We start from the raw sequence: 21,046 nt of genomic DNA on the forward strand, positions 1-21,046 counted from the left end.
CCGATGCAGACCCGCCGGCCGCATCGCGGAAGGCGCCAATGACAACGGTGACGACCGGCACCTACCGGGGACAGCCCAACGGTGGGCTGCCCGCCGAGGTGACGAGTTTCGTGGGGCGTCGGCACGAGGTGGCCGAGGTCAAACACCTGCTGTCCTCCTCCAGGGCCGTGACGCTCACCGGCGTCGGCGGAGTCGGCAAGACCCGCCTGGCCCTGCGCGTCGGCCAGGAGGTACGGCGCGCCTTCCGCGACGGCGTGTGGCTGGCCGAACTGGCCGAACTGGACTGCCCCGGCATGCTCGCCCAGGCCGTGGCCGAGGCCCTGGAGATCCGCGACCACACCGGCGACCCGCCCATGCGGGTCCTGACCCGCTACCTGCGCGACAAGCAGGCCCTGCTCATCCTCGACAACTGCGAGCACATGGTCGGCGAATGCGCCGTACTCACCGAGACGCTCCTGCGCGCCTCACCCGACCTGCGCGTGCTGGCCACCAGCCGGCAGCCGCTCGGCATCGGCGGCGAGCAGGTCGTGCCCGTGGCGCCGCTGCCGCTGCCCTCCTGCGAGCTGCCGGCGCCGCCGCTGGAGACGCTGGTGAAACAGGACGCCGTACGGCTGTTCGCCGAACGCGCCCGTTCCGTGCTGCCGACGTTCACCGTCGATGAGAACAACCGCGACGTCGTCACCCGCATCGTGCACCTGCTCGACGGACTGCCGCTCGGCATCGAACTGGCCGCCGTCCGGCTGCGCGCCCTGTCGGCCCAGCAACTGCTCGACCGGCTCGATGACCGCTTCCGCCTGCTGACCTCCGGGTCACGGGCGGTGCTGCCCCGGCACCAGACGCTGCGGGCACTGATCGATTGGAGTTACACGCTATGCCTGGAAGAAGAGCGCCTGCTGTGGCAGCGGGCCTCGGTCTTCGCCGGGGGACTGGACCTGGAGGCGGCCGAGACGGTCTGCAGCGGGGACGGCATCGCCCGCCAGGACGTGATCGACCTGGTGATCGGCCTGGTCGACAAGTCCGTGCTGATGCGAGAAGACCACCCGGGCGGCGTACGCTACCGCATGCTGGAAACGCTGCGCCAGTACGGACGCCAGCGCCTGGCCGGCTCCGGCGGCGAGGCGGGCCTGCTGGCACGGCACCGTGGTTATTACCGCGACCTCGCCGCGCAGGCGCGGGCGGAGCTGTTCGGCCCCCAGCAGATCGCCTGGTTCGGCCGGCTTCAGAAGGAGCACGCCAACCTGCGGGCCGCCCTCGACAGCTGGCTGAGCACGCCGCGCGAGGACCACGCGGCGCTGAACATGGCCGGCGATCTGCTGTACCACTGGATCACCAGTTATTACCTGGGTGAGGGACGCGACTGGCTGAAACGGGCGCTGGCCGCCGACACCGAACCCAGTGCGGCGCGCGCCCGCGCGCTGTGGGCCGCCAGCTGGCTGGCGGTCATCCAGGCCGACCGCCCCGCCGCCACCGCGATGCTGGACGAAAGCCGCCGTATCGGGGAGCAGCTGCACGACGAGCCGGTCCTGGCCTACGTGGCGCTGTTCTCCGGGATGGTGGCCATGTGCGAGGGGCGAACGGAGGCCGCGATCGAGCTATACAGGGACGCCCTGGCCCGCCACCGCCGAAACGGCGACCCGGTGGGGATCGCGCTGTCGCTCATCCGGCTGACGCTCGCCCACTCGTTCCTGGGTGACTCCTCGCGCGCCATCGCGGCGGGCGAGGAGTGCCTGTCGGTGTGCGACGCCCACGGGGAGGGCTGGCACAAGGCGTACACGATGATGGCGCTCGGCGTGGAGGTATGGCGGCAGGGCGATCTGGCCCGCGCCGCCGAACTGGAGAAACAGAGCCTGACCTTCAACCGCTCCCTCGGTGACCGGCTCGGCGCCGGCCTCAACATCGAGGTGCTGGCCTGGATCGCCGCCAGCCAGGGCCACCACCAGCGGGCCGCGCGCCTGCTCGGCATCCTGGAGACGATGTGGAGCCCGATCGGGGCGCCGCTGTCAGGGTATGGGCACCTGGCCCGCTACCACGACGAATGCCAGGCGGCGATGCGTCAGGAGCTGGGGGATACGGCGTTCGAGGCGGCCGTGCGGCGCGGCGCCGGCATGCCTGTCGACGAGGCGCTCGCGTACGCGCTGCAGGAGGACAAGCCCGGACGGGTGGCCAAGGGGGAGACGCCGCCGCTGACGCGCCGCGAGACGGAGATCGCCGAGCTGGTCGCCCAAGGGCTGACGAACAGGGAGATCGCGGCGTCCCTGGTGATCGCCCAGCGGACCGCCGAAGGTCACATCGAGCACATCTTGACCAAGCTGGGATTCAATTCGCGGGCGCAGATCGCGGTGTGGGTGGGGGAGCGCGCCCGAGCCGACGGCCAGTGACGTGCCCGTCAGGAAGGCGGAACCGGTCTGGCCGGTTCCGCCCGTCGTTTCTCGTAGGTGTCAGAACGGCAGCGGCCGCCCTGACGGGGTCCGCAGATCCATCGTGCTCTGAGCAGGCCGGCGTGGCCGCTTGGACGTGCGGATCCTGATCTGGCGCACGATGCGTCATTCCTTTCGATCGGTTCGGTCCGGGTGGGCGTGCGGGCAGTCCCGCTCCGATGTGACGAGCTCGAACCACACGACCTTGCCGGCGATCCCCCAGCAGCACACCAGGTGCCCCAGCAGCGTGACGTGCCGCGGCTGCGCGGCTGTGGCCGCGGCCTGGGCACTGACGTCCTCCACCTCGCCCCGCAGCAGGCCTTCCTCCACCCAGAGCGCGAGCCTGATCTTGTCGGTGGCGTGCCGCAAGGCGTCGGTGACGAGCTCGTTGACCAGCCGGTCAACGTCCTCGGCTTGCTCTTGCAACCCCCACGCGGCCAGCCGGACGGCGGTCATCCGCCGCGCGCTGGGCACCGCCGAAGGCCGTGCCGACAGCAGCCACGAGACGGCGCGGTCCTGCTTCGTCAACCCGGCGCGAACGGCCAGGCCGTCTGCCACGGCCAGAAGCCCGTTCCACGTCACCATCCGCAGCGCGGGTTGGTCCGGGACGACGCTCTGCTCGACTTGCGGCTGCAACATGGCTGGCACTTATCTCCCCTCCCCGTTCGGCGCATGTGTACAGAACACGCATCCAGCTTGCTGGACCACGCCAAACACCGAGACGGGATAAATCCCCATATGGGTACCTATTCGACTACGGGTACGTGTAGGTACCCCCGGCCTAGGTAACCCATCGGCCCCACACCGCCCGATGCCCCGGCGAAGAGATCCCTTACCAGCCGCCCGGCGGTGGCGGATACTACGGGGATGCGCTTGCTGGAGCGGGAGTCGTCGTTGGCGTCGCTGGCCGAGTACGCGGCCGAGGCAGGGCGCGGACAGGGGCGGCTGGTCCTGATCGCGGGCGAGGCAGGCGTCGGCAAGTCGGCGCTGGTCGAGCACTTCCAGCAGGACCTGCCGGCGGCGCGATGGTCGTGGGGCGCCTGTGACGGACTGTTCACCCCGCGCCCGCTGGGGCCGCTGTTCGACCTGGCCGAGCAGCTCGGCGGCCCGCTGCTGGAGCTGTGCCGCGCCGGCGCCGGACGCGAGGAGCTGTTCCGGGGGCTGCTGCGCGAGATCGGCGACCCGGCCAGGCTGGACGTGGTCGTGGTGGAGGACGTCCACTGGGCCGACGAGGCCACCCTCGACCTGCTGCGCTTCCTCGGCCGGCGGCTACGCGACAGCGCGCTGCTGCTGCTGGCCACCTACCGCGACGACGGCCTTTCGGCCGCCGATCCGCTGCGCGTCACCCTGGGCGATCTGGCCTCGCAGCGCTCGACCAGGCGCATCGGCCTGGCGCCCCTGTCCACGCGGGCCGTACGCGAGCTGGCCGGCGGCAGCGACGCCGACGCCGGCGCGCTGCACCGGCTGACCGGCGGCAACCCGTTCTACGTGACCGAGGTCGTCCAGGCCGGCATGCACGAGGTTCCGGGCTCGGCCCGGGACGCGGTGCTGGCGCGCGCCGCGCGCCTGAGCGGCGCGGCCCGCCAGGTGCTCGACGTCGCGGCGCTGATGGGCACCCGGGTGGAGTGGCGGCTGCTGGAGGCGGTGACCCCGTGCCCGGCCCCGGCCGTGGACGAGCTGCTGGCGTGCGGGCTCCTCACCGGCGACGGCGAATGGCTGCGTTTCCGCCACGAGATCGCCCGGCTGGCGGTGGAGGGGGCGCTGCCCGCCCGCCGCGGCCGCGCCACCCACGGACTGGTCCTGGCCGCTCTTGCCGCGCTGGGCTGCGACGACGACGCCCGGATGGCCTTCCACGCCGAGGCCGCGGGCGACGCCGCCGCGGTCCTGCGCCACGCGCCCGCCGCCGCCCGCCGCGCGGCCTGGCTGGCCTCCCACCGCGAGGCGGCGGCCCAGTACCGGCGAGCCCTGCGCTTCGCCGCCGACACCGGGGCCGACGCCGCGACCGTGGCCGAGCTGTGCGAAGAGCTGGCCGACGAGGCGGCCCTGCTCGACCAGTGGCAGGACGCGGCCGAGGCCTGCGAACGCGCGCTGACGCAGTGGCGCCAGGTAGGCGAGCGGCTGCGGGAGGGCAGCGCGCTGCGCCGGCTGTCGCGCATCAAGTGGAACCTGTGCCACGGCGAGGTCGCCGCCGCCGAGGCCGCCGTGGCGGTCCTGGAGCCGCTCGGCCCCGGCATCGAACTGGCCTGGGCGTACGCCACGCTGGCCAACCACCGGATGCTGCGCTACGAGCACGACCTGGCCGAGCCGCTGGCCTTGCGCGCGCAGGAGCTGGCCGAGCCGCTCGGCGCCACCGACGTGCTCAGCGACGCCCTCAACACCCGGGCCGCGTGCGCCTGGATACGCGGCGGCGCCTGGGAGGAGCAGATGCGCCGCGCGCTCGAGGTCGCCCTGGCCGGGCGGCACCAGGACCAGGCGGGCCGGGCCTACACGAACCTGGTCGCCATGCACAGCGGCCGGCGCCGCTTCGCCGAGGCGGAACGGTGCGCGGCCGAGGGCATCGCCTACTGCGACGAGCACGACCTGCCCACGTACGGCACCTGCGTGCGCGGCGAGCAGGCCACCATCATGGAACGCACCGGACGCTGGGAGGAGTCGCTGGCCATCAGCGCCGCCATCCTGGCCACGGTGGGCCGCTCCCCGTCCAACCGCATGTGCACGGTACGCAGGATCGGCTCGGTCCTGGCCCGTCGTGGCGAAGGCGGCCTCTGGCCGCACCTCGACGAGGCGGCCGAGCTGGCCGACCGCACCGGCGAGCCGCAGCAGATCGTCCCGGTGCGGCTGACCCGCGCCGAGGCGTACTGGCTGGAGGGCAGGACGGGCCAGGCGCGGCGCGAGGCGGAGCTGGCCTGCGACGTGGCCGCCACCGCCGACGCCTGGGAACGCGGCGCGGTCGCGGTCTGGCTGGCGCGCACCGGCTCCCCGCGCATCCCGCACGGGGTGTTTCCCGAGCCGTACCGGCTGGAACTCGGCGGCGACCCGGCCGGGGCGGCGCGGGCCTGGAGCGAGCTGGGCTGCCGCTATGATGCCGCGCTGGCCTTGTCCGGCGCGAGCGGCGAGCCGGAGCTGCGCGAGGCCCTGCGCATCCTCACCGACCTCGGCGCCCTGTCCGCGGCGCGGATCGTCAGGGGGCGCCTGCGCGGGCTCGGCGTCCGCTCGCTGCCGGCCGGGCCGCGCGCGGCCACGCGGGAGCATCCCTCCGGGCTGACCCGGCGCGAGCGGGAGGTGCTCGACCTGCTCTGCGCGCAGCACACCAACGCCGAGATCGCCGCCAAGCTCTTCATCTCCGTCAAGACGGCCGGCCACCACGTCTCGGCGATCCTCGCCAAGCTGGGCGCGCCCAGCCGCGCCGCCGCCGCCGACCAGGCCGTCCGCCTCGGCCTGACCGAGGCGGACGCCACCGCCGACGCCTGAGCGCGCGCACCTCCCGCACGGAAATCTAGGGAACGCGCGGCGCAACATAGGCAACCGCTCCCGATCCGGCTCCCCGGCCTGCGTCCCTACGGTTGGCGGGACTCACCACGGAACGGGAGGCCGGCATGCCGCTCTACATGGACGTCCACACCATCGCCCAGGGCGTCGCGATGGCCGACGTCGTCCAGGCGCACCAGGCGGACCTGCAGCATCAGGGCCGCCACGACGTCAGCTACCTGCGCTACTGGGTCGACGAGAGCCAAGGCACGATCTTCTGCCTGGTCGAGGCGCCTTCGGCGGAGGCGGCCGCGGCGGTGCACCGCGAGGCCCACGGGCTGGTGGCCGACCAGATCTTCCAGGTGCAGGAAGGCAGCTGACACGCCGCAGCGCCCTCACGTAACGGATCGAAAACCCCTCAACAGGAAGCGAGAAAACGCCCATGAACCAGATCCTCTCCGGCCGCGCACGACGCTCGACCGCGCCGCTGCTGCTGGCCGCGGCGATCGCCACGGCGATCTCCGCGGCCGCCTGCCTCGTGCCGGCCGCCGCGAACGCCGCCGACCAGCCGACCCCGGCGCCGGGGTCGGTGTCGGCATCGGCGTCGGTGCAGCCGACCGGAGGGCCGGTGGCGCCCCCGCCAGGCCCGGGCCCGCTGGCCCTCGGCGGCTTCTTCAACGTCCAGGAGGCCGAGCAGAGCAAGTGCCTGGACGTCAAGGACGCCTCCACCACCGAGAACGCCGTCCTCCAGCGCATCTCCTGCAAAGGCAACGACGCCCAGCTGTGGCTGCCCACCCTGCTGTCGGTCGACGGCTCCGGCGCCTTCGTCTACCAGCTGTCCAACCGGGGCAGCGGCAAGTGCGTCGAGGTCAGGAACGAGGTCGCCGCGTTCGGCGCGCAGGTGGTGCAGCACACCTGCGACCCCAGCCGCCTGGCCGGCGAGCGCTGGCTGCACCAGGGGGAGATCCCGTCCACGGGGGTGGGCTTCGGCCAGCTGAAGTCGGCCCTGGACCCCTCGCTGTGCCTGGACACCCTCGGGCAGCTGGCCAAGGTCTTCACCTGCACCTCGCCCAACGACGCCCAGCTGTGGCGCTTGCAGTGACCGTGACGTCCGGACGCCGGGCCCGTACATGACGATGAGGGCCTCTCCGCCGGGGAGGCCCTCATCGTCACGGCCGCGCAGGACGGCGCAGCACCGCCACCGCCGTGACCCGTGGTGACGACGTTGATGGTGGCGCTGTGGCCGGGTGAGATGTGGGCCAGGACCTCGTCGGGTACCTGGCGGCCCTGGGCGCGCAGCTCGGTGACGGCGCGGCCGTCCAGGCGACGGCCCGGGGGAGCAGCCGGTCAGGTAGGGGCGGGCGTGGAGCGGGTGGCCAGCCGATCGAGCGAGATGCCGAGCACGTCGGCCAGGGCCGCGATGGTGAAGAACGCCGGCGTCGCGATCCGGCCCGTCTCGATCTTACGGAGGGTCTCGGCGGACATGCCGGCGGCGGCCGCGACCTCGACGATGCTGCGCTCGCCACGGGCCCGGCGCAGGATCAAGCCCAGCTGCTCGCCGCGCAGCCGCTCCTCAAGGGTCAGCGGAGGTCGTACCATGTAACCCACTCTATACCCGCGATACCGGTATAGTTATCGAATTCTCCGTCGCGAGCGGCAGGGGGGGAGGGGCACCGCACTCACCGGCCGCTCTTGCCGCGCAGCAGCGGATGGGTACGCATCGCCACCTCCAGCTCACCCGGCAGCTCATCGCGATAGCGGCCGAGCGTCGACAGATCGCTGTGCCCCAGCACCCGCCGCACCGCGTCCATGTCCACCGCGTCCGCCAGCAGATGCGTCGCCGTCGTATGCCGCAACCCGTGCGGCGTCACCGAACGCCGCTGATCGGGATCCACGCGCCGCTGCACCCGGTCGATCACCGCCTGCACGTCCCCCCGCGCCAGCCGCCGCCCCCGCCACGACAGCAGCAACGCCTTGTCGGCCCCCGCACCGGCCCCCGCGTTGGACACTGCGTCGACCACCGTCGGCCGCCCTCGCTCCAGATACTCCTGCAACACCCGGGCCACGCCGTCCGGCAACGGCACGTCCCGCGTCCGCCCGCCCTTGCCGAAGATCCGCCAGTAACGCACCCCGTCGTTGGTGAAGAAATCCTCCACGTTGGCCCGCACCAGCTCCGACACGCGCGGCCCCACCGTCGACAGCAGCAGCACGATCACCGCGTCGCGCAACTCCGTACGCTGGTCGCGACGCTTGGCCGCCGGGGGAGCCTCCGGCAGCGCCCGCGCCGCCCCGATCAGCCCCTGCGCCTGCTCGCGCGTCAACGCCCGCCGCTGCGGCCGCAACCCGCCGCGCTCCTTGGCCGTCACCGTCGAAGCCGTCATCGGGTTGATCTGCACCCAGCCCGCCAGCGTCGCATGCTTGAACAATGCCGAGATCGACCGGCGAAAACGCGCCTGCGACGACGGTGACTGCCCGCCGCTGGCCGTGCGCCGCCGCCCGTCCGGTCGGCGCGCGAACGCCAGCAGCAGCGCGTCCACGTCCTGGCCTGTCAGATCGTCGAGCACCACCTCGGCGCCGGCCAGCTCCACCAGCGTCGCCACATCCCGCGCATACACCTCTGCCGTCGACGGCGACAGCGCCCCCGTCACCGTCCTGGCCCGCACCAGCTCCACATAACGGTCAGCCGCCTCCGCCACCGTCAGCCGCTCGAGCTCCGCAGGCCGCACCGGCCGCCACCTTCCCCTCGAATGTCCCGCGCACGAGAAAAGATCCAAGGACGACCGTAGCGGCCGGCACCGACAGGAACGCTAGATGTCGCGGAACGTCTCGATGCGCGCTCCCAACGCGTTCAACCGTTCGGCCAGATCCTCATACCCGCGGTTGATCACGTAAACGTTGCGCAGCACCGAGGTGCCCTCCGCGGCCATCATCGCCAGCAGCACCACCACCGCCGGCCGCAGCGCCGGCGGGCACATCATCTCCGCGCTGCGCCACCGCGTCGGACCCTCGACCAGCACCCGGTGCGGATCCAGCAGCTTCACCGACGCCCCCAGCCGGGTCAGCTCCGTCAGGTAGATCGCCCGGTTGTCGTACACCCAGTCGTGGATCAACGTCGAGCCCTGCGCCGAAGCCGCGATCGCCGCGAAGAACGGCACGTTGTCGATGTTCAGCCCAGGGAACGGCATCGGGTGGATCTTGTCGATGGGGGAGATCAGCTTCGACGGCCGCACCGTCAGATCCACCAGCCGCGTACGCCCGTTGGCCGCCGCGTACTCCGGGCCCCGATCGCAGTCGAGGCCCATCTCCTCCAGCACCGCCAGCTCGATCTCCAGGAACTCCACCGGCACCCGGCAGATCGTCAGCTCCGACGACGTCACCACCGCCGCCGCGAGCAGGCTCATCGCCTCCACCGGATCCTCGGAGGGGGAGTAGTCGACGTCGCGCTCGATGTCGGGCAGCCCGTGCACCGTCAGCGTCGTCGTCCCCACCCCCTCCACGCGCACGCCCAGCTGCTCCAGGAAGAAGCACAGGTCCTGCACCATGTAGTTGGAGGAGGCGTTGCGGATCACCGTCACGCCGTCGTGCCGGGCCGCCGCCAGCAGGGCGTTCTCCGTCACCGTGTCGCCCCGCTCGGTCAGCACGATCGGCCGCGACGGCGACACCTCCCGGTCCACCCGCGCGTGGTAGAACCCGCCCGTCGCGGTGATGTCCAGCCCGAAGTGCTTCAGCGCCGACATGTGCGGCTGCACCGTGCGGGTGCCCAGGTCGCAGCCGCCCGCGTACGGGATCTGGAACTGCTCGGTGCGGTGCATCAACGGGCCCAGGAACATGATGACGCTCCTGGTGCGGCGGGCCGCCTCGGTGTCCATCGCCTCCAGCTCCAGCCGGGCCGGAGGCACGATCTCCAGGTCGCTGCCCTCGTTGATCCACCGGGCCCGCACCCCGATCGAGGCCAGCACCTCCAGGATCCGGTAGACCTCCTCGATCCGCGCCACCTTCCGCAGGATCGTCCGGCCCGAGTTCAGCAGCGACGCGCACAGCAACGCCACGCACGCGTTCTTCGACGTCTTGACGTCGATGCTGCCCGACAGCCGGCGGCCGCCCACCACCCGCAGATGCATCGGCCCCGCATATCCCAGCGAGACGATCTCACTGTCGAGCGCCTCACCGATCCGGGCGATCATCTCAAGACTGATGTTCTGGTTGCCGCGCTCGATCCGGTTGACCGCACTCTGAGACGTCGCCAGAGCATCCGCCAGCTGCAACTGCGTCCATCCACGATGCTGACGCGCATCCCGGATCAGCCGGCCGATCCGCACAAGATAGTCATCTGCCACAACACGAGACCATATCTCACATATGAGATGCCGCAGCGCCGGCAGAGGCCGACGCGCCGGACAACTCCCGATGACCCGCCAGATGCTCCGGCGTCGCCGAAGCCTTCGCCTTGTGCACGAACGCCCGCCGCGCCGCCCGGAACTCGTTGCGGTCGTCGAACATGTCGCGGCTCATCTCCGCCAGCTCCTCGGCCCGGTACGCGTCCAGCGGCCTGCGCCGCTCATCGACCTCACGCGCCTGCCGCCGCCCCGCCAGCAGTCGATCATAACCGGGATCCGCCGCCAGCCGCTCGGCGTACTCCAGCACCCTGCGCTCGAAGTCCAGCCGCGGCCCGCCCAGCATCCGATCGGCGAGTCCTATCTCGACCGCCTCCACCGCGCCGACCGGCAACGCCTGCTGCGTGAGCCTGCGCGCCGTCTCCGCGCCCACCCGGCGGGGCAGCACGTACGTCCAGTACTCGCTGCCGAACAGGCCCATCGTCCGGTAATGCGGGTTCAGCACCACCGACTCCCGGATGATCACCCGGTCGGCGCCCAGCCCCATCATGACCCCGCCCGCGCCCGCGTTGCCCCCGATGGACGTCACCACCAGCTGGCTCGTACAGCCCACGATCTCCCGGCACACCCCGTTGATCGCGTTGATGTTCAGCCACGCCTCCAGCTCCGGCTGGCGCGCGGCCTCGATGACGTTCAGGTGGATGCCGTTGGAGAACGTCTCCCCGCCCCGCACCACCAGCACCCGCGTGTCCTGCGCCACCGCGTACCGCAGCGCCGACGACAGCCGCCGGCACTGCTCGGTCGACATCGCCCCGTTGTAGAAGTCGAAACTCACCACTCCCACGCCGTCGCTGCGGTCATAGGTGATCTCGCTGTAGCCCGAACGCTCCGGAGCCGAGGCGACCCGATCGCCCAGCGCCAGCGCCGCCGGCAGCTTGATCGCTCCGTCCTGCTCCAGCCGCACATGGCCCACCCACACCGAACCGCCGTCGCCGGTGTGCACCAGGACCGCGCCCTCCCGGCGCGCCGCCACCTGCCCCGGCCGCCCCGCCAGATCGGGACCCCGGTACACGTCGAACACCCGCACCGGCACATCGCACAACATCGCCCGACCGCCGGGCGCCCCGTCGGCGGCCCGCACCCGCCGCAGAATGTCCTGCGTCGGCTCCTCCCAGGAGAACTCCCGATCGGAGTGCCGCATCGCCCGCCGCAGCCGGCCCCGGACCTCCGGCGCACGGTAGTCCAGCGGCACCGGCACGAACGACGGATCGGCCGCCTTGGCCGCCACCTCCGTCACCAGCTCCACCGCCGCGTCGGCGACCGGACCGTTGTACAGCGCCGACTTGCGCGGCGCTTCCGACGGCATCGCGAACGTCCGGTACCCCCAGATCGGGCCCGCGTCCATCTCCTCGACGGCCTGCAGCGCCGTCACGCCCCACTCGCTCTCGCCCTCCAGGATCGCCCAGTCCAGCGACGACGGCCCCCGGTCCCCGGGCGGCCCCGGATGGATGATCACCGTACGGTGGGAACGCCACAGCGCCTCAGGCACCCGCTCCTTCAGGAACGGGCAGATCACCAGATCCGGCTTGGCCAGCTCGGCCGCCTCCGCCATCGCCTGCTCCGAGACGGCCAGCTCGACACTCACCTCATGGCCGGCGCGGCGCAACTCCAGCCAGCAACGCTGGGTCAGGCCGTTGAACGAGGAGCACAGCAGCAAGATACGCAACGGGGGACTTCTTTCCAGGCAAGGTAGACGACACGGAACGGGGCACGGCAGGGGAGTGCTCAGCGGGACGGGCGTTCTCTCCCGTCTCCCTCATTTAAGGCAGTCCCATATGGCCCATACATGTCTTTGATGCTGACACGGATCGTCCACTGCCGGTGACATTTCACCGCAAAAAACCCGCCCAGACCGGCCCTAATTGGACCGATTTGCCCGAAACATCCGCTGTGGTGGACCCCAGACTCCGCACCCGGCCCGAACCGAATCCCCCCATCCAGGAGCCCCAACCGCCGGGGGAGCGGCCGCCACCCGCCCGCCGCGCCATCGCCGGCCGCGACCGATCAAAGAAGAACGGCACGTACCCTTCAATGTCAGCCGCCGCCGACCCACAGGAGCACTGCTTGCCCAGCCACCAGACCGACTTACGCCACACCACCGCGACCGCGCTCTACCCCGCGGGCATGCTGGCGGCACCGCCACGCACCCTCATCGACATCCTCGACGAGACCACCCGCCGGCACCCGCACGCCCTCGCCATCGACGACGGCACCGTACGCCTCGACTACCGCACACTGCGCACCGAGATCGACCGCCTCGTCGCCGAACTCGCCGCCGCCGGGATCGGCCACGGCCACCGGGTGGGCGTACGCGTCGCATCCGGAACCGCCGACCTGTACCTGTCCATCCTCGCCGTGCTCGCCGCCGGCGCCGCGTACGTGCCCGTCGACGCCGACGACCCGCCAGAACGAGCCGCGCTCGTCTTCGCCGAGGCAGACGTCGACGCGGTCATCTCCGGCGAACTGACCGTCAGCGGCCACGCCGCCACAACCCCGACGCCGCCCACACCCGACGACGACGCCTGGATCATCTTCACCTCCGGCTCAACCGGCAAGCCGAAGGGCGTCGCGGTGACACACCGCTCCGCCGCCGCGTTCGTGGACGCCGAAGCAGGACTCTTCCTGCGCGAACGGCCGCTCGGCCCCGGCGACCGCGTGCTGGCCGGACTGTCGGTGGCCTTCGACGCCTCCTGCGAGGAGATGTGGCTGGCATGGCGGCACGGCGCCTGCCTGGTGCCCGCGCCCCGAGCCCTCGTACGCACCGGCATCGACCTCGGCCCCTGGCTGGCCAAGCAGCAGATCACCGTCGTCTCGACCGTACCCACGCTGGCCGCGCTGTGGCCCGCCGAGCACCTCGACCGCATCCGGCTGCTCATCTTCGGCGGAGAAGCCTGCCCGCCCGAACTCGCCGAACGGCTCGCCGTACCCGGACGCGAAGTATGGAACACCTACGGACCCACCGAAGCCACCGTGGTCGCCTCCGCGGCGCCCCTCACCGGCGACGGGCCCGTACGCATCGGCCTGCCCCTCGACGGATGGGACCTCGCCGTCATCGACGGCGACGGCGAACCGGTGGCCATGGGGGAGAGCGGCGAACTGGTCATCGGCGGCGTCGGCCTCGCCCGCTACCTCGACCCCGTCAAAGACGCCGAGAAGTACGCGCCGCTGCCGTCCCTCGGCTGGGAACGCGCCTACCGCAGCGGCGACCTCGTCCGAGCCGACCCCCAGGGCCTGCTGTTCCTCGGCCGCGCCGACGACCAGGTGAAACTCGGCGGCCGCAGGATCGAACTCGGCGAAGTGGAAGCCGCCCTGCGGACCCTGCCCGGCGTCACCGGCGCCGCCGCGGCCGTCCGCACCGCCGGCGGCGGCCACCAGGTACTCGTCGGCTACGTCGTCACCGAACCCGGCTTCGACCCCGGCCACGCCCGCGACCTGCTCACCGACTCACTGCCCGCCGCCCTCGTACCGCGCCTGGCAGCAGTCGACACCCTCCCGACCAGAACCTCGGGCAAAGTCGACCGCGACGCGCTGCCCTGGCCCCTGACCGCGCCCACCGCGCCCACCGCGACCGACGGCGCGCTGAGCCCCGCCGAGACGGCACTGGCCGAACGGTGGACCGCCATCCTCGGCGTCGCACCGAAAGGACGGGACGCCGACTTCTTCACCGACGGCGGCACCAGCCTGGCCGCAGCCCGGCTCGTGTCCATGCTGCGCGCCGACCACCCCGACGTGGCCGTCGGCGACGTGTACGCGCAGCCCACGCTCGGCGGACTGGCGCGACTGCTGCAGGACCGAGGCGAGACGAAGCCGGAACGCCGGCCCGTCACCCCCATGCCCACCCGCGCCGCGCTGGCGCAGTCAGCACTCATGATCCCGCTGCTCACCATCGGCGCGATGCGCTGGATCGTCCCGCTCGCCGCCCTCGGCAACCTGCTGGCCCCCGCCTGGGCCCCCACCCTGTCATGGTGGTGGGTCACCCTGGGCGCCCTGCTGTTCGTCACCCCCGCCGGACGGATGGGCCTGTCCGCGGCCACGGCCCGGCTCCTGCTGCGCGGCGTACGACCAGGCAGCCATCCACGCGGCGGCAGCGTCCACCTGCGCCTGTGGTTCGCCGAACGCCTCGCCGAACGGCTCGGCGTCCCCGACCTCGCCGGCGCACCCTACCTGGCCTGGTACGCCCGCCTGCTCGGCGCCCACGTCGGCAGCGACGCCGACCTGCACTCCCCGCCCCCCATCACCGGACTGCTCAAACTGGGCAGCGGCGCCTCGATCGAGCAGGAAGTCGACCTCCGCGGCCACTGGTACGACGGCGGCCGCCTCCACATCGGCGACATCAAGATCGGCGCCGGCGCGAGAATCGGCTCCCGATCAACACTCCTGCCCGGCACCAAAATCGGGAAGAACGCCCAGATCGCCCCCGGATCAGCGGTCGCCGGCAACGTACCGGCAGGCCAGCTCTGGGCCGGCGCCCCGGCGTTCAGACAAGGCAAGTCACGCAGATCCCGGCCGGCGGAACGACCCGCCCGCTCCCGGACCTGGGCCACCCTGTACGCCCTGACCGCCATCGCGCTCAGCCTGCTCCCGGCCACCGCAGCCGCAGCCGCCCTCACCGTCCTGGCCGCGTCCGCCGCCGACGCACCCACACTCGGCCAAGCCCTGACCGCCGCCCTGCCCGCCGTGCCACTGGCCACCATCGCCGGCATGACCACCTACGCCCTGATCACGCTGGCCAGCGTGCGACTGCTCGGCACAGGCCTGCACGCCGGCCGCCACCCCGTCCACAGCCGCCAAGCCTGGCAGGCATGGACCACAGGCCGGCTCATGGCCTCAGCCCGCGTCTGGCTGTTCCCCCTGTACGCCAGCGTCCTGACACCCGCCTGGTTACGGGCACTCGGCATGAAAGTCGGCCGCGGAACCGAACTGTCCACCGTCCTGGCCCTGCCCACGATGACATCCGTCGGAGACGGCGCCTTCCTGGCCGACGACACGATGGTCGCCCCGTACGAACTGGACGGCGGCTGGATGCGCATCGCCTCCGCACGGATCGGCAAACGCGCCTTCCTCGGCAACTCCGGCATGACCGCACCCGGCCGCAAAGTCCCCAAGGACGGCCTCGTCGGCGTACTGTCGGCCACACCGAAGAAGGCCCGATCCGGCTCCTCATACGTCGGCATGCCACCCATGGAGCTGCGCCGCACCGCCGAAGAAGCCGACCGCAGCCGCACCTACCACCCGCCCGCCCGCTACAAAGCGGCCCGAGCGCTCGTCGAGACGTTCCGCCTCGTACCCGCCATGTGCACCGTCACGCTCGCCGTCCTGACCGCCGCCGCCTTCGAATGGCTCGCCGCCGCCTACGGCTACGCCGCGGCGCTCGCACTGGGCGGCGTCCTCCTGGCAGCCGCGGGCATCCTCGCCGCCACCGTCGCCACAGCCGCGAAATGGGCGCTCGTCGGCCGGATCACAGCAGGCAGCCGGCCCCTGTGGAACTCCTTCGTATGGCGCAACGAACTCGCCGACAACTTCGTGGAAGTGCTGGCCGCCCCCTGGTTCGCCCAGCCATGGCTGGGAACCGCACCATTGAACGCGTGGCTCCGTTCACTTGGGGCACAGATCGGGCATGGGGTCACATGTGACACATACTGGCTGCCGGAAGCGGACCTCGTGACACTCGGAAACGGCGCCTGCGTCAACCGCGGCTGCGTCCTGCAAACCCACCTCTTCCACGACCGCGTCATGAACATCGACACCGTCACCCTCGACGCCGGCGCCACCCTCGGCCCACACGGCGTCATCCTGCCCGCCGCCCACATCGGGAACGACACCACCATCGGACCGGCCTCACTCGTCATGCGCGGCGAAGCCGTACCCGCCCGAACACGATGGTTCGGCAACCCCATCTCGGCATGGCGATGACACCGTACTTCCCCGCACACGGCGACCACCGCTACCACGTCTCCCACTACGACCTCACCCTGAAATACAGCGTCACCGGCAACCGGCTCGACGGCACAGCCCGGCTGACCATCTCCACCGCCGAACCCCTCACCACCCTCGACCTCGACCTCGGCCGCTTCCGCATCCCAGCCGTCACCGTCGACGGAGCCCCCGCCCGCCACGCACACCGACCAGGCAAACTACGCATCACCCTGCCCACACCACTACCCGCCGGAGCCGACACCGTCGTCGAAATCCGCTACACCGGCAGACCCGCACCCATCCCAAGCCCCTGGGGCGGCCTGGGATGGGAAGAACTCACCGACGGCGCACTGGTAGCCGGCCAGCCGACCGGCGCACCCTCCTGGTTCCCGTGCAACGACCGGCCCGACAACAAGGCCACCTACCGCATCACCGTCACCACCGCATCCCCCTACCAGGTCGTCGCCAACGGCATCCTCACCGCCCACCGCCGCGCAGCCGGCACCACAACCTGGACCTACGACCAACCCGAACCCATGGCCACCTACCTAGCCAGCGTGCAGATCGGGCGCTACCAGCTCACCGACATCGCCGGAACCCAACTCGCCCACCCGCCACGCCTCGGCACCCGCGCCCGCCACGACTTCGGCCGCCAAGGCGAGATGATGGCCGCCTTCACCCACCGATTCGGCCCCTACCCGTTCACCGGCTACATCGCCGTCGTCGCCGACGACGACCTCGACATCCCCGTCGAAGCACAAGGCATGTCGATCTTCGGCCGCAACCACGTCGACGGCCACCGCGGCTCCGAACGGCTCATCGCCCACGAACTGGCGCACCAATGGTTCGGCAACAGCCTCACCGTGTCCTGCTGGAGCGACATCTGGCTCCAGGAAGGCTTCGCCACCTACGGCGAGTGGCTGTGGTCCGAGGCATCCGGCGGCCCGCCCGCCGCCGAACACGCCCGACGCTGGCACCAGCGGCTCGCCGGCCTGCCGCAGGACTTCGTCCTGGCCGACCCCGGCGTGGACATGCTGTTCGACGACCGCGTGTACAAGCGCGGCGCGCTGACCGTGCACGCCCTGCGCCGGACGCTGGGCGACGAGGCGTTCTTTCCCGCCCTGCGCGCCTGGACCACCGCGCACCGGCACGGCAACGTCACCACCCAGGACCTGGCCGCGCACGTCCAGCGGCACACGGCACGGCCGGTGGGCCCGCTGCTGTCCGCCTGGCTGTACGACAAACCCCTGCCGCCGGCCGTCTGAAGGAGCGCACCCGTCCGGGAGCTCCAACCCTGGGGGAGTGGCCGCTGTGTCACCGCGCGTTCGCGTCCTGCAACGGCCCCGAGAAAACAGCGGGGCCCGTCATCGGGGAGATGCCACGGGCTGCATGGCGAGCGACGATGTGTCGCTCGCGGGACGCTGTGCGCAGCTTTGCCCCATAATGTGCTTCTTTGTCCGTAACCAGACAGAATCCAGCTTCTGTCTGGTTACGTGTGCAAAGTCTGATTCGGGGGTGGGGGGTCAGAGGCGGTTGACGAAGCGGGCGGCGGCGCGCTGGCTCATGCCGGTCTCGCCGCGTACGAGGAAGACGGCTTCCTGGATCTGGCCGAGGGCTTTGAGCTCGCGGGCCTGGTCGACGAGGTCGACGCGGATGCCGGGCCGGTTGCGTGGGCGCTGGGTGAGCCGGACCGCCACGATGATCAGCCAGATGGCGAGTGCGGCGGCTACGGCGGTGAGCGCGACGAGGCCGGGGGCGTTGATGTCGAGGGCGGACATGGTGGGCGTCTGCCCAGGTGCGGCCTGTTTATGCTGATTGCTTGATAATGAACATTATGTCAAGTAAGGGCTTCTGGGAGGAGTGGGGTGCTCCCCTCGGCGGGTGGGGTTGGTGGGTTTGGTGTGATTTATCTCTCCGTGACGTGTCCGGTGGCTCTCCGTGATCTTTGTGGAGGTGCGGATCGGGCGGTGAGCGGGGGTTTTGTGGCGTGGTGGGTGGTGTGGCGGGGCTCTCCCGGGCGTTGACCGGCCTTTTGACGCTCTGTTGAATCGCTGTCCTTGGCGGGTTGTGTCGTTTTAGTGTTGGAGATCCTGCTATTCGCATGGCGAGAGGAGCAGCACGTGGGGAGTCAGTCGGTGCTATGTGAGGTGTGTCAGGGGGTTCTGCCGGCTTCGGGCAAGGAGGCGTATACGACGCTGCGAAGTCGTCTGATCCTGTCGAACGGGTACTGCGCGGGTGGGTGCGCCGAGCGGCGTGCCGAGGAGCTGGCGCAGCAGCAGCAGACGCAGCAGCAGCAGACGCAGCAGATGGTGCGTCCGCAGCCGGCTCCGGCTCCGGTTCCTGTGGGTTCGCGTGGGCCGGTGCGGTCTGCGGTGGCGCCGGTTCGGGTGGCGCGCTGAGCGGTTCCGGCCGGGTGCCGGGTGTGTGTGTCGGGGGGTTTGCGGTGTGTGGCCGGTTGTGGGGGCCGGTCGGTGCGGTGGGTTATGAGTGGCCGTCGGTGGTGTGCCAGTAGTCGCGGGTGTGGGTGGCGAGGCCGTCGGGGTCGAAGCGGGCGAAGACGCAGCCTGCGAGGGTGACGGGGCGGCCGTTGTCGTAGGCGTGGACGCGGAATTCGATGGCTGCCTGGTCGCCGTCGACGATGGGTGTGGCGAAGGTGACGTGGGGGTCGCTTTCGCCGGTGAATGACCATCGGATGTAGTCGGCGATGGCGTGTTTGCCCTGGTGGGGTGGGCGGAAGGGCATGCTGGTGTGGACGGCGTCGTCGTGGTAGAGGGCGATGATGGCGTCGGCGTCGTGGTGGGTCCAGCCGTGTTGCCAGGTGTCGGCGAAGTGCTGGGCGGCCGTTCGGGTGTCCATGGGTCTCATTGTGTGGGTGGCGCGGAGGTTCGTTCGCGCGGGTGTTGTTCCCCCTCTTTTGTTCGCCCCTCTCCCCCGGTGTTCAGGGTGTGTAGGGGTGTACGGCGGTGACGGCTGTGATGGGCAGGGGGCCGTACAGGTGGGGGAAGCCGTTCTCGATGCGGATGTCGAGGCCTGTGGGGTCGATGTCGAGGACGAGCAGCGGTTCGGTGAGGTGGCTGTAGAAGGCGGTGTGGACGCCGCGTAGCTGGGTGAGGTCGCGGCTGCAGTGGATGAAGCCTTCCTGGTCGAGGGTGCGGCCGAGGGTGGAGATGCGGTACTCCCCCGCTTTCTGCGCGCTTTGCCAGTCTGTGCGGAGGGCGAGGTGGTGGATCAGGGGGGTCATGGGGTCCATTCGCTGTCGAGGATGGCGTAGATGGTTTCGCTGCTCCATTCGCCTTTGACGAATTCGTTCTCGATGAGGGTGGCTTCGCGGCGCATGTGGAGTTTCTCCAGGACGCGGGCGGAGGCGGTGTTGCGGGCGTCGAGGCGGCCGGTGATGCGGTGCAGGCCGAGGCTGTCGAAGCCGAGGCGGAGCATTTCGTGGGCGGCTTCGGTGGCGTAGCCGTGGCCGTGGTGGTCGGGGTGGAGGACGTAGCCGATTTCGCCTTGGCGGTGTTGCTTGCTGGTCCAGATGAGCAGGCTCTGGCCGATGAGCTCGCCGGTGTGGCGCAGGGTGATGGCGAGGTCGAGGGCGTCGCCTTCCTCGAGGAGGCTGGTGCGGGTGATCTTTTTGTCGAGGAAGGTGCGCGTGGTGGCGCGGTCGCGGGGTTCCCAGTAGAGGTAGCGGGCGACGTCGGGGCGGGATTCGTAGGTGTGGAGGGCGTCGAGGTCGTCGGGGGTGAAGGGGCGCAGGAGGAGGCGGGGGGTGGTGATCGGGTAGTCGGGTTTCAGCACGGGGGCAGTGTAGGTGGGGGTCAGGGTGGCGGCAATGCGTTTTCTGCTGTTTTGACGGCGTGGGTGAGCAGGGCGCGGGTGTGGTCGAGGGGACGTTGTTCGACGACGTGTTCGAGCCAGAGTGCGGTGATGGTGGTGTAGAGGAGGCGGACGCGGGTGTCGGTTTCGGGGAGGTGGAGGGTGTCGGCGACGATGCGGACGCAGCCGTCGGTCCAGCGGCGGGCGATGTGCTGGAGTTCGGGGTCGCGGCCGGCGTGGACGTACAGCTCCCAGAGGCCGAGTTGGCGGGTGCGGTCGGCGGCGGCGAGCTGGTCGGGCAGGGCGGTGAGGCCGTGGTCGGTGATCCAGGCGCGGGTGGTGGCGAGTTCGGTTTCGACGAGTTGGGCGAAGGCTTCGGCGAGGAGTTGGTCGCGGGAGGCGAAGTAGTAGGTGGTGGCGGCGAGGGGGAGGTTGGCGCGGTGGGCGACGGCGCGGTGGGTGACGGCGGCGAAGCCGCCTTCGGTGAGCAGGTCGACGGCGGCGGTCAGGAGGGTGGCGCGGCGGCGGCGTCCGCGTGCCTGGGTGGGTGCGGGGGTGGTGGGGTGGGTCCGCTCCCCCGGCGTGTTGTGCGTCAATGGCCACCTGCGAGGTTGAGGACGACGACGCCGCCGATGATGAGGAGGATGCCGCCGATCTTGAGTGGGGTGAGGGTCTCGCCCATGAAGGCGGCTCCGATGAGGGCGATGGCGGCGGTGCCTGCGCCGGACCAGATGGCGTAGGCGGTGCCCATGTCGAGGTGGAGTTTGAGTGCTTGGGAGAGCAGGACGAAGGAGGTGATGTAGCCGGTGGCGACGGCGATGGTCCAGGGGATGTGGGTGAAGCCGTTGCTGAGTTTGAGTGCGGAGGTGGCGAGGACTTCGGAGGCGATGGCGAGGGAGAGCAGGAGCCAGGGCATGGGTGTCTTCCGGTGCGGAAAAGTGGTACGGGTGTGCCAATTTTAGCGTGGGCGGGGCGCCGGGGTGGGGTGCGGGTGTGCGGGAACTGCTTGAAAACGCTGTCGAATGCGTGTTCCATTGGTTG

At 71.0% G+C, this 21,046-nt stretch carries 17 protein-coding genes; 6 read left to right on the forward strand and 11 right to left on the reverse strand.

The window, feature by feature from the left end; genetic code table 11:
- Nucleotides 1-38: 38 nt before the first annotated feature.
- Nucleotides 39-2,378 (forward strand): LuxR C-terminal-related transcriptional regulator, encoded by a 2,340-nt coding sequence (locus tag AB0J64_RS11730; protein WP_364024420.1) that lies wholly within the window; start codon nt 39-41, stop codon nt 2,376-2,378.
- Nucleotides 2,379-2,543: 165 nt separating this feature from the next.
- Here the strand turns inward: AB0J64_RS11730 and AB0J64_RS11735 are convergent, their stop codons facing one another.
- On the reverse strand, nt 2,544-3,056 hold the full coding sequence (locus tag AB0J64_RS11735) for a hypothetical protein (RefSeq protein ID WP_364024423.1): 513 nt from the start codon (nt 3,054-3,056) through the stop codon (nt 2,544-2,546).
- Nucleotides 3,057-3,284: 228 nt separating this feature from the next.
- On the opposite strand from AB0J64_RS11735, the gene AB0J64_RS11740 reads away from it, so the two are divergent.
- The 3 genes from AB0J64_RS11740 to AB0J64_RS11750 all read left to right on the forward strand — a co-directional run bounded on the left by AB0J64_RS11740 (nt 3,285) and on the right by AB0J64_RS11750 (nt 6,987).
- Complete coding sequence (locus AB0J64_RS11740) at nt 3,285-5,888, forward strand: AAA family ATPase (RefSeq protein WP_364024426.1); 2,604 nt, start codon at nt 3,285-3,287, stop codon at nt 5,886-5,888.
- A 125-nt stretch (nt 5,889-6,013) separates the two neighbouring features.
- Nucleotides 6,014-6,265 (forward strand): DUF4242 domain-containing protein, encoded by a 252-nt coding sequence (locus AB0J64_RS11745; RefSeq protein WP_364024429.1) that lies wholly within the window; start codon nt 6,014-6,016, stop codon nt 6,263-6,265.
- 62 nt (nt 6,266-6,327) lie between these two features.
- Nucleotides 6,328-6,987: an RICIN domain-containing protein gene (locus AB0J64_RS11750; RefSeq protein ID WP_364024432.1), complete on the forward strand. Its 660-nt coding sequence runs from the start codon at nt 6,328-6,330 to the stop codon at nt 6,985-6,987.
- A 245-nt stretch (nt 6,988-7,232) separates the two neighbouring features.
- Here the strand turns inward: AB0J64_RS11750 and AB0J64_RS11755 are convergent, their stop codons facing one another.
- From AB0J64_RS11755 to AB0J64_RS11770, 4 genes are all read right to left on the reverse strand, one after another.
- Nucleotides 7,233-7,484: a helix-turn-helix transcriptional regulator gene (locus tag AB0J64_RS11755; RefSeq protein WP_364024435.1), complete on the reverse strand. Its 252-nt coding sequence runs from the start codon at nt 7,482-7,484 to the stop codon at nt 7,233-7,235.
- 80 nt (nt 7,485-7,564) lie between these two features.
- Nucleotides 7,565-8,611 carry a tyrosine-type recombinase/integrase gene (locus AB0J64_RS11760; RefSeq protein WP_364024438.1) on the reverse strand — a complete coding sequence of 349 codons (1,047 nt, stop codon included), beginning with the start codon at nt 8,609-8,611 and terminating at the stop codon, nt 7,565-7,567.
- An 81-nt stretch (nt 8,612-8,692) separates the two neighbouring features.
- Nucleotides 8,693-10,222, reverse strand: coding sequence for a UDP-N-acetylglucosamine 1-carboxyvinyltransferase (locus AB0J64_RS11765; protein ID WP_364024440.1), 1,530 nt, complete (start codon nt 10,220-10,222; stop codon nt 8,693-8,695).
- Nucleotides 10,223-10,238: 16 nt separating this feature from the next.
- Nucleotides 10,239-11,945 (reverse strand): enoyl-CoA hydratase-related protein, encoded by a 1,707-nt coding sequence (locus AB0J64_RS11770; protein WP_364024442.1) that lies wholly within the window; start codon nt 11,943-11,945, stop codon nt 10,239-10,241.
- 398 nt (nt 11,946-12,343) lie between these two features.
- Here AB0J64_RS11770 and AB0J64_RS11775 point away from each other — a divergent pair, with 398 nt between their 5' ends.
- Nucleotides 12,344-16,192 (forward strand): Pls/PosA family non-ribosomal peptide synthetase, encoded by a 3,849-nt coding sequence (locus AB0J64_RS11775; protein ID WP_364024444.1) that lies wholly within the window; start codon nt 12,344-12,346, stop codon nt 16,190-16,192.
- Nucleotides 16,183-17,460: a M1 family metallopeptidase gene (locus AB0J64_RS11780; protein ID WP_364024447.1), complete on the forward strand. Its 1,278-nt coding sequence runs from the start codon at nt 16,183-16,185 to the stop codon at nt 17,458-17,460. Before AB0J64_RS11775 ends, AB0J64_RS11780 begins: the two co-directional genes overlap by 10 nt.
- Before the next feature lie 258 nt (nt 17,461-17,718).
- On the opposite strand, the gene AB0J64_RS11785 is transcribed toward AB0J64_RS11780, so the two are convergent.
- The 6 genes from AB0J64_RS11785 to AB0J64_RS11810 form a co-directional block, all read right to left on the reverse strand.
- Nucleotides 17,719-17,973 carry a hypothetical protein gene (locus tag AB0J64_RS11785; protein WP_364024450.1) on the reverse strand — a complete coding sequence of 85 codons (255 nt, stop codon included), beginning with the start codon at nt 17,971-17,973 and terminating at the stop codon, nt 17,719-17,721.
- Nucleotides 17,974-18,676: 703 nt separating this feature from the next.
- Nucleotides 18,677-19,051, reverse strand: coding sequence for a nuclear transport factor 2 family protein (locus AB0J64_RS11790; RefSeq protein WP_364024453.1), 375 nt, complete (start codon nt 19,049-19,051; stop codon nt 18,677-18,679).
- Between the two features lie 82 nt (nt 19,052-19,133).
- Entirely contained in the window at nt 19,134-19,436 is a 303-nt protein-coding gene (locus tag AB0J64_RS11795; protein ID WP_364024455.1) for a DUF952 domain-containing protein, read from the reverse strand.
- Nucleotides 19,433-19,987 (reverse strand): GNAT family N-acetyltransferase, encoded by a 555-nt coding sequence (locus tag AB0J64_RS11800; protein ID WP_364024458.1) that lies wholly within the window; start codon nt 19,985-19,987, stop codon nt 19,433-19,435. The genes AB0J64_RS11795 and AB0J64_RS11800 overlap by 4 nt, the downstream gene beginning before the upstream one ends.
- Nucleotides 19,988-20,007: 20 nt before the next feature.
- Nucleotides 20,008-20,601 (reverse strand): TetR family transcriptional regulator, encoded by a 594-nt coding sequence (locus AB0J64_RS11805; protein WP_364024461.1) that lies wholly within the window; start codon nt 20,599-20,601, stop codon nt 20,008-20,010.
- Nucleotides 20,598-20,921 carry a multidrug efflux SMR transporter gene (locus AB0J64_RS11810; RefSeq protein ID WP_364024464.1) on the reverse strand — a complete coding sequence of 108 codons (324 nt, stop codon included), beginning with the start codon at nt 20,919-20,921 and terminating at the stop codon, nt 20,598-20,600. Before AB0J64_RS11810 ends, AB0J64_RS11805 begins: the two co-directional genes overlap by 4 nt.
- Nucleotides 20,922-21,046: the final 125 nt, after the last annotated feature.

Source organism: Nonomuraea sp. NPDC049695 (assembly GCF_040674955.1).
Lineage (GTDB): Bacteria > Actinomycetota > Actinomycetes > Streptosporangiales > Streptosporangiaceae > Nonomuraea > Nonomuraea helvata.

Coding starts and splice junctions, on each gene's coding strand:
- AB0J64_RS11730 (WP_364024420.1), top strand. CDS start 39: ATGACAACGGTGACGACCGGCACCTACCGGGGACAGCCCAACGGTGGG.
- AB0J64_RS11735 (WP_364024423.1), bottom strand. CDS start 3,056: ATGTTGCAGCCGCAAGTCGAGCAGAGCGTCGTCCCGGACCAACCCGCG.
- AB0J64_RS11740 (WP_364024426.1), top strand. CDS start 3,285: ATGCGCTTGCTGGAGCGGGAGTCGTCGTTGGCGTCGCTGGCCGAGTAC.
- AB0J64_RS11745 (WP_364024429.1), top strand. CDS start 6,014: ATGCCGCTCTACATGGACGTCCACACCATCGCCCAGGGCGTCGCGATG.
- AB0J64_RS11750 (WP_364024432.1), top strand. CDS start 6,328: ATGAACCAGATCCTCTCCGGCCGCGCACGACGCTCGACCGCGCCGCTG.
- AB0J64_RS11755 (WP_364024435.1), bottom strand. CDS start 7,484: ATGGTACGACCTCCGCTGACCCTTGAGGAGCGGCTGCGCGGCGAGCAG.
- AB0J64_RS11780 (WP_364024447.1), top strand. CDS start 16,183: ATGGCGATGACACCGTACTTCCCCGCACACGGCGACCACCGCTACCAC.
- AB0J64_RS11785 (WP_364024450.1), bottom strand. CDS start 17,973: ATGTCCGCCCTCGACATCAACGCCCCCGGCCTCGTCGCGCTCACCGCC.
- AB0J64_RS11790 (WP_364024453.1), bottom strand. CDS start 19,051: ATGGACACCCGAACGGCCGCCCAGCACTTCGCCGACACCTGGCAACAC.
- AB0J64_RS11795 (WP_364024455.1), bottom strand. CDS start 19,436: ATGACCCCCCTGATCCACCACCTCGCCCTCCGCACAGACTGGCAAAGC.
- AB0J64_RS11810 (WP_364024464.1), bottom strand. CDS start 20,921: ATGCCCTGGCTCCTGCTCTCCCTCGCCATCGCCTCCGAAGTCCTCGCC.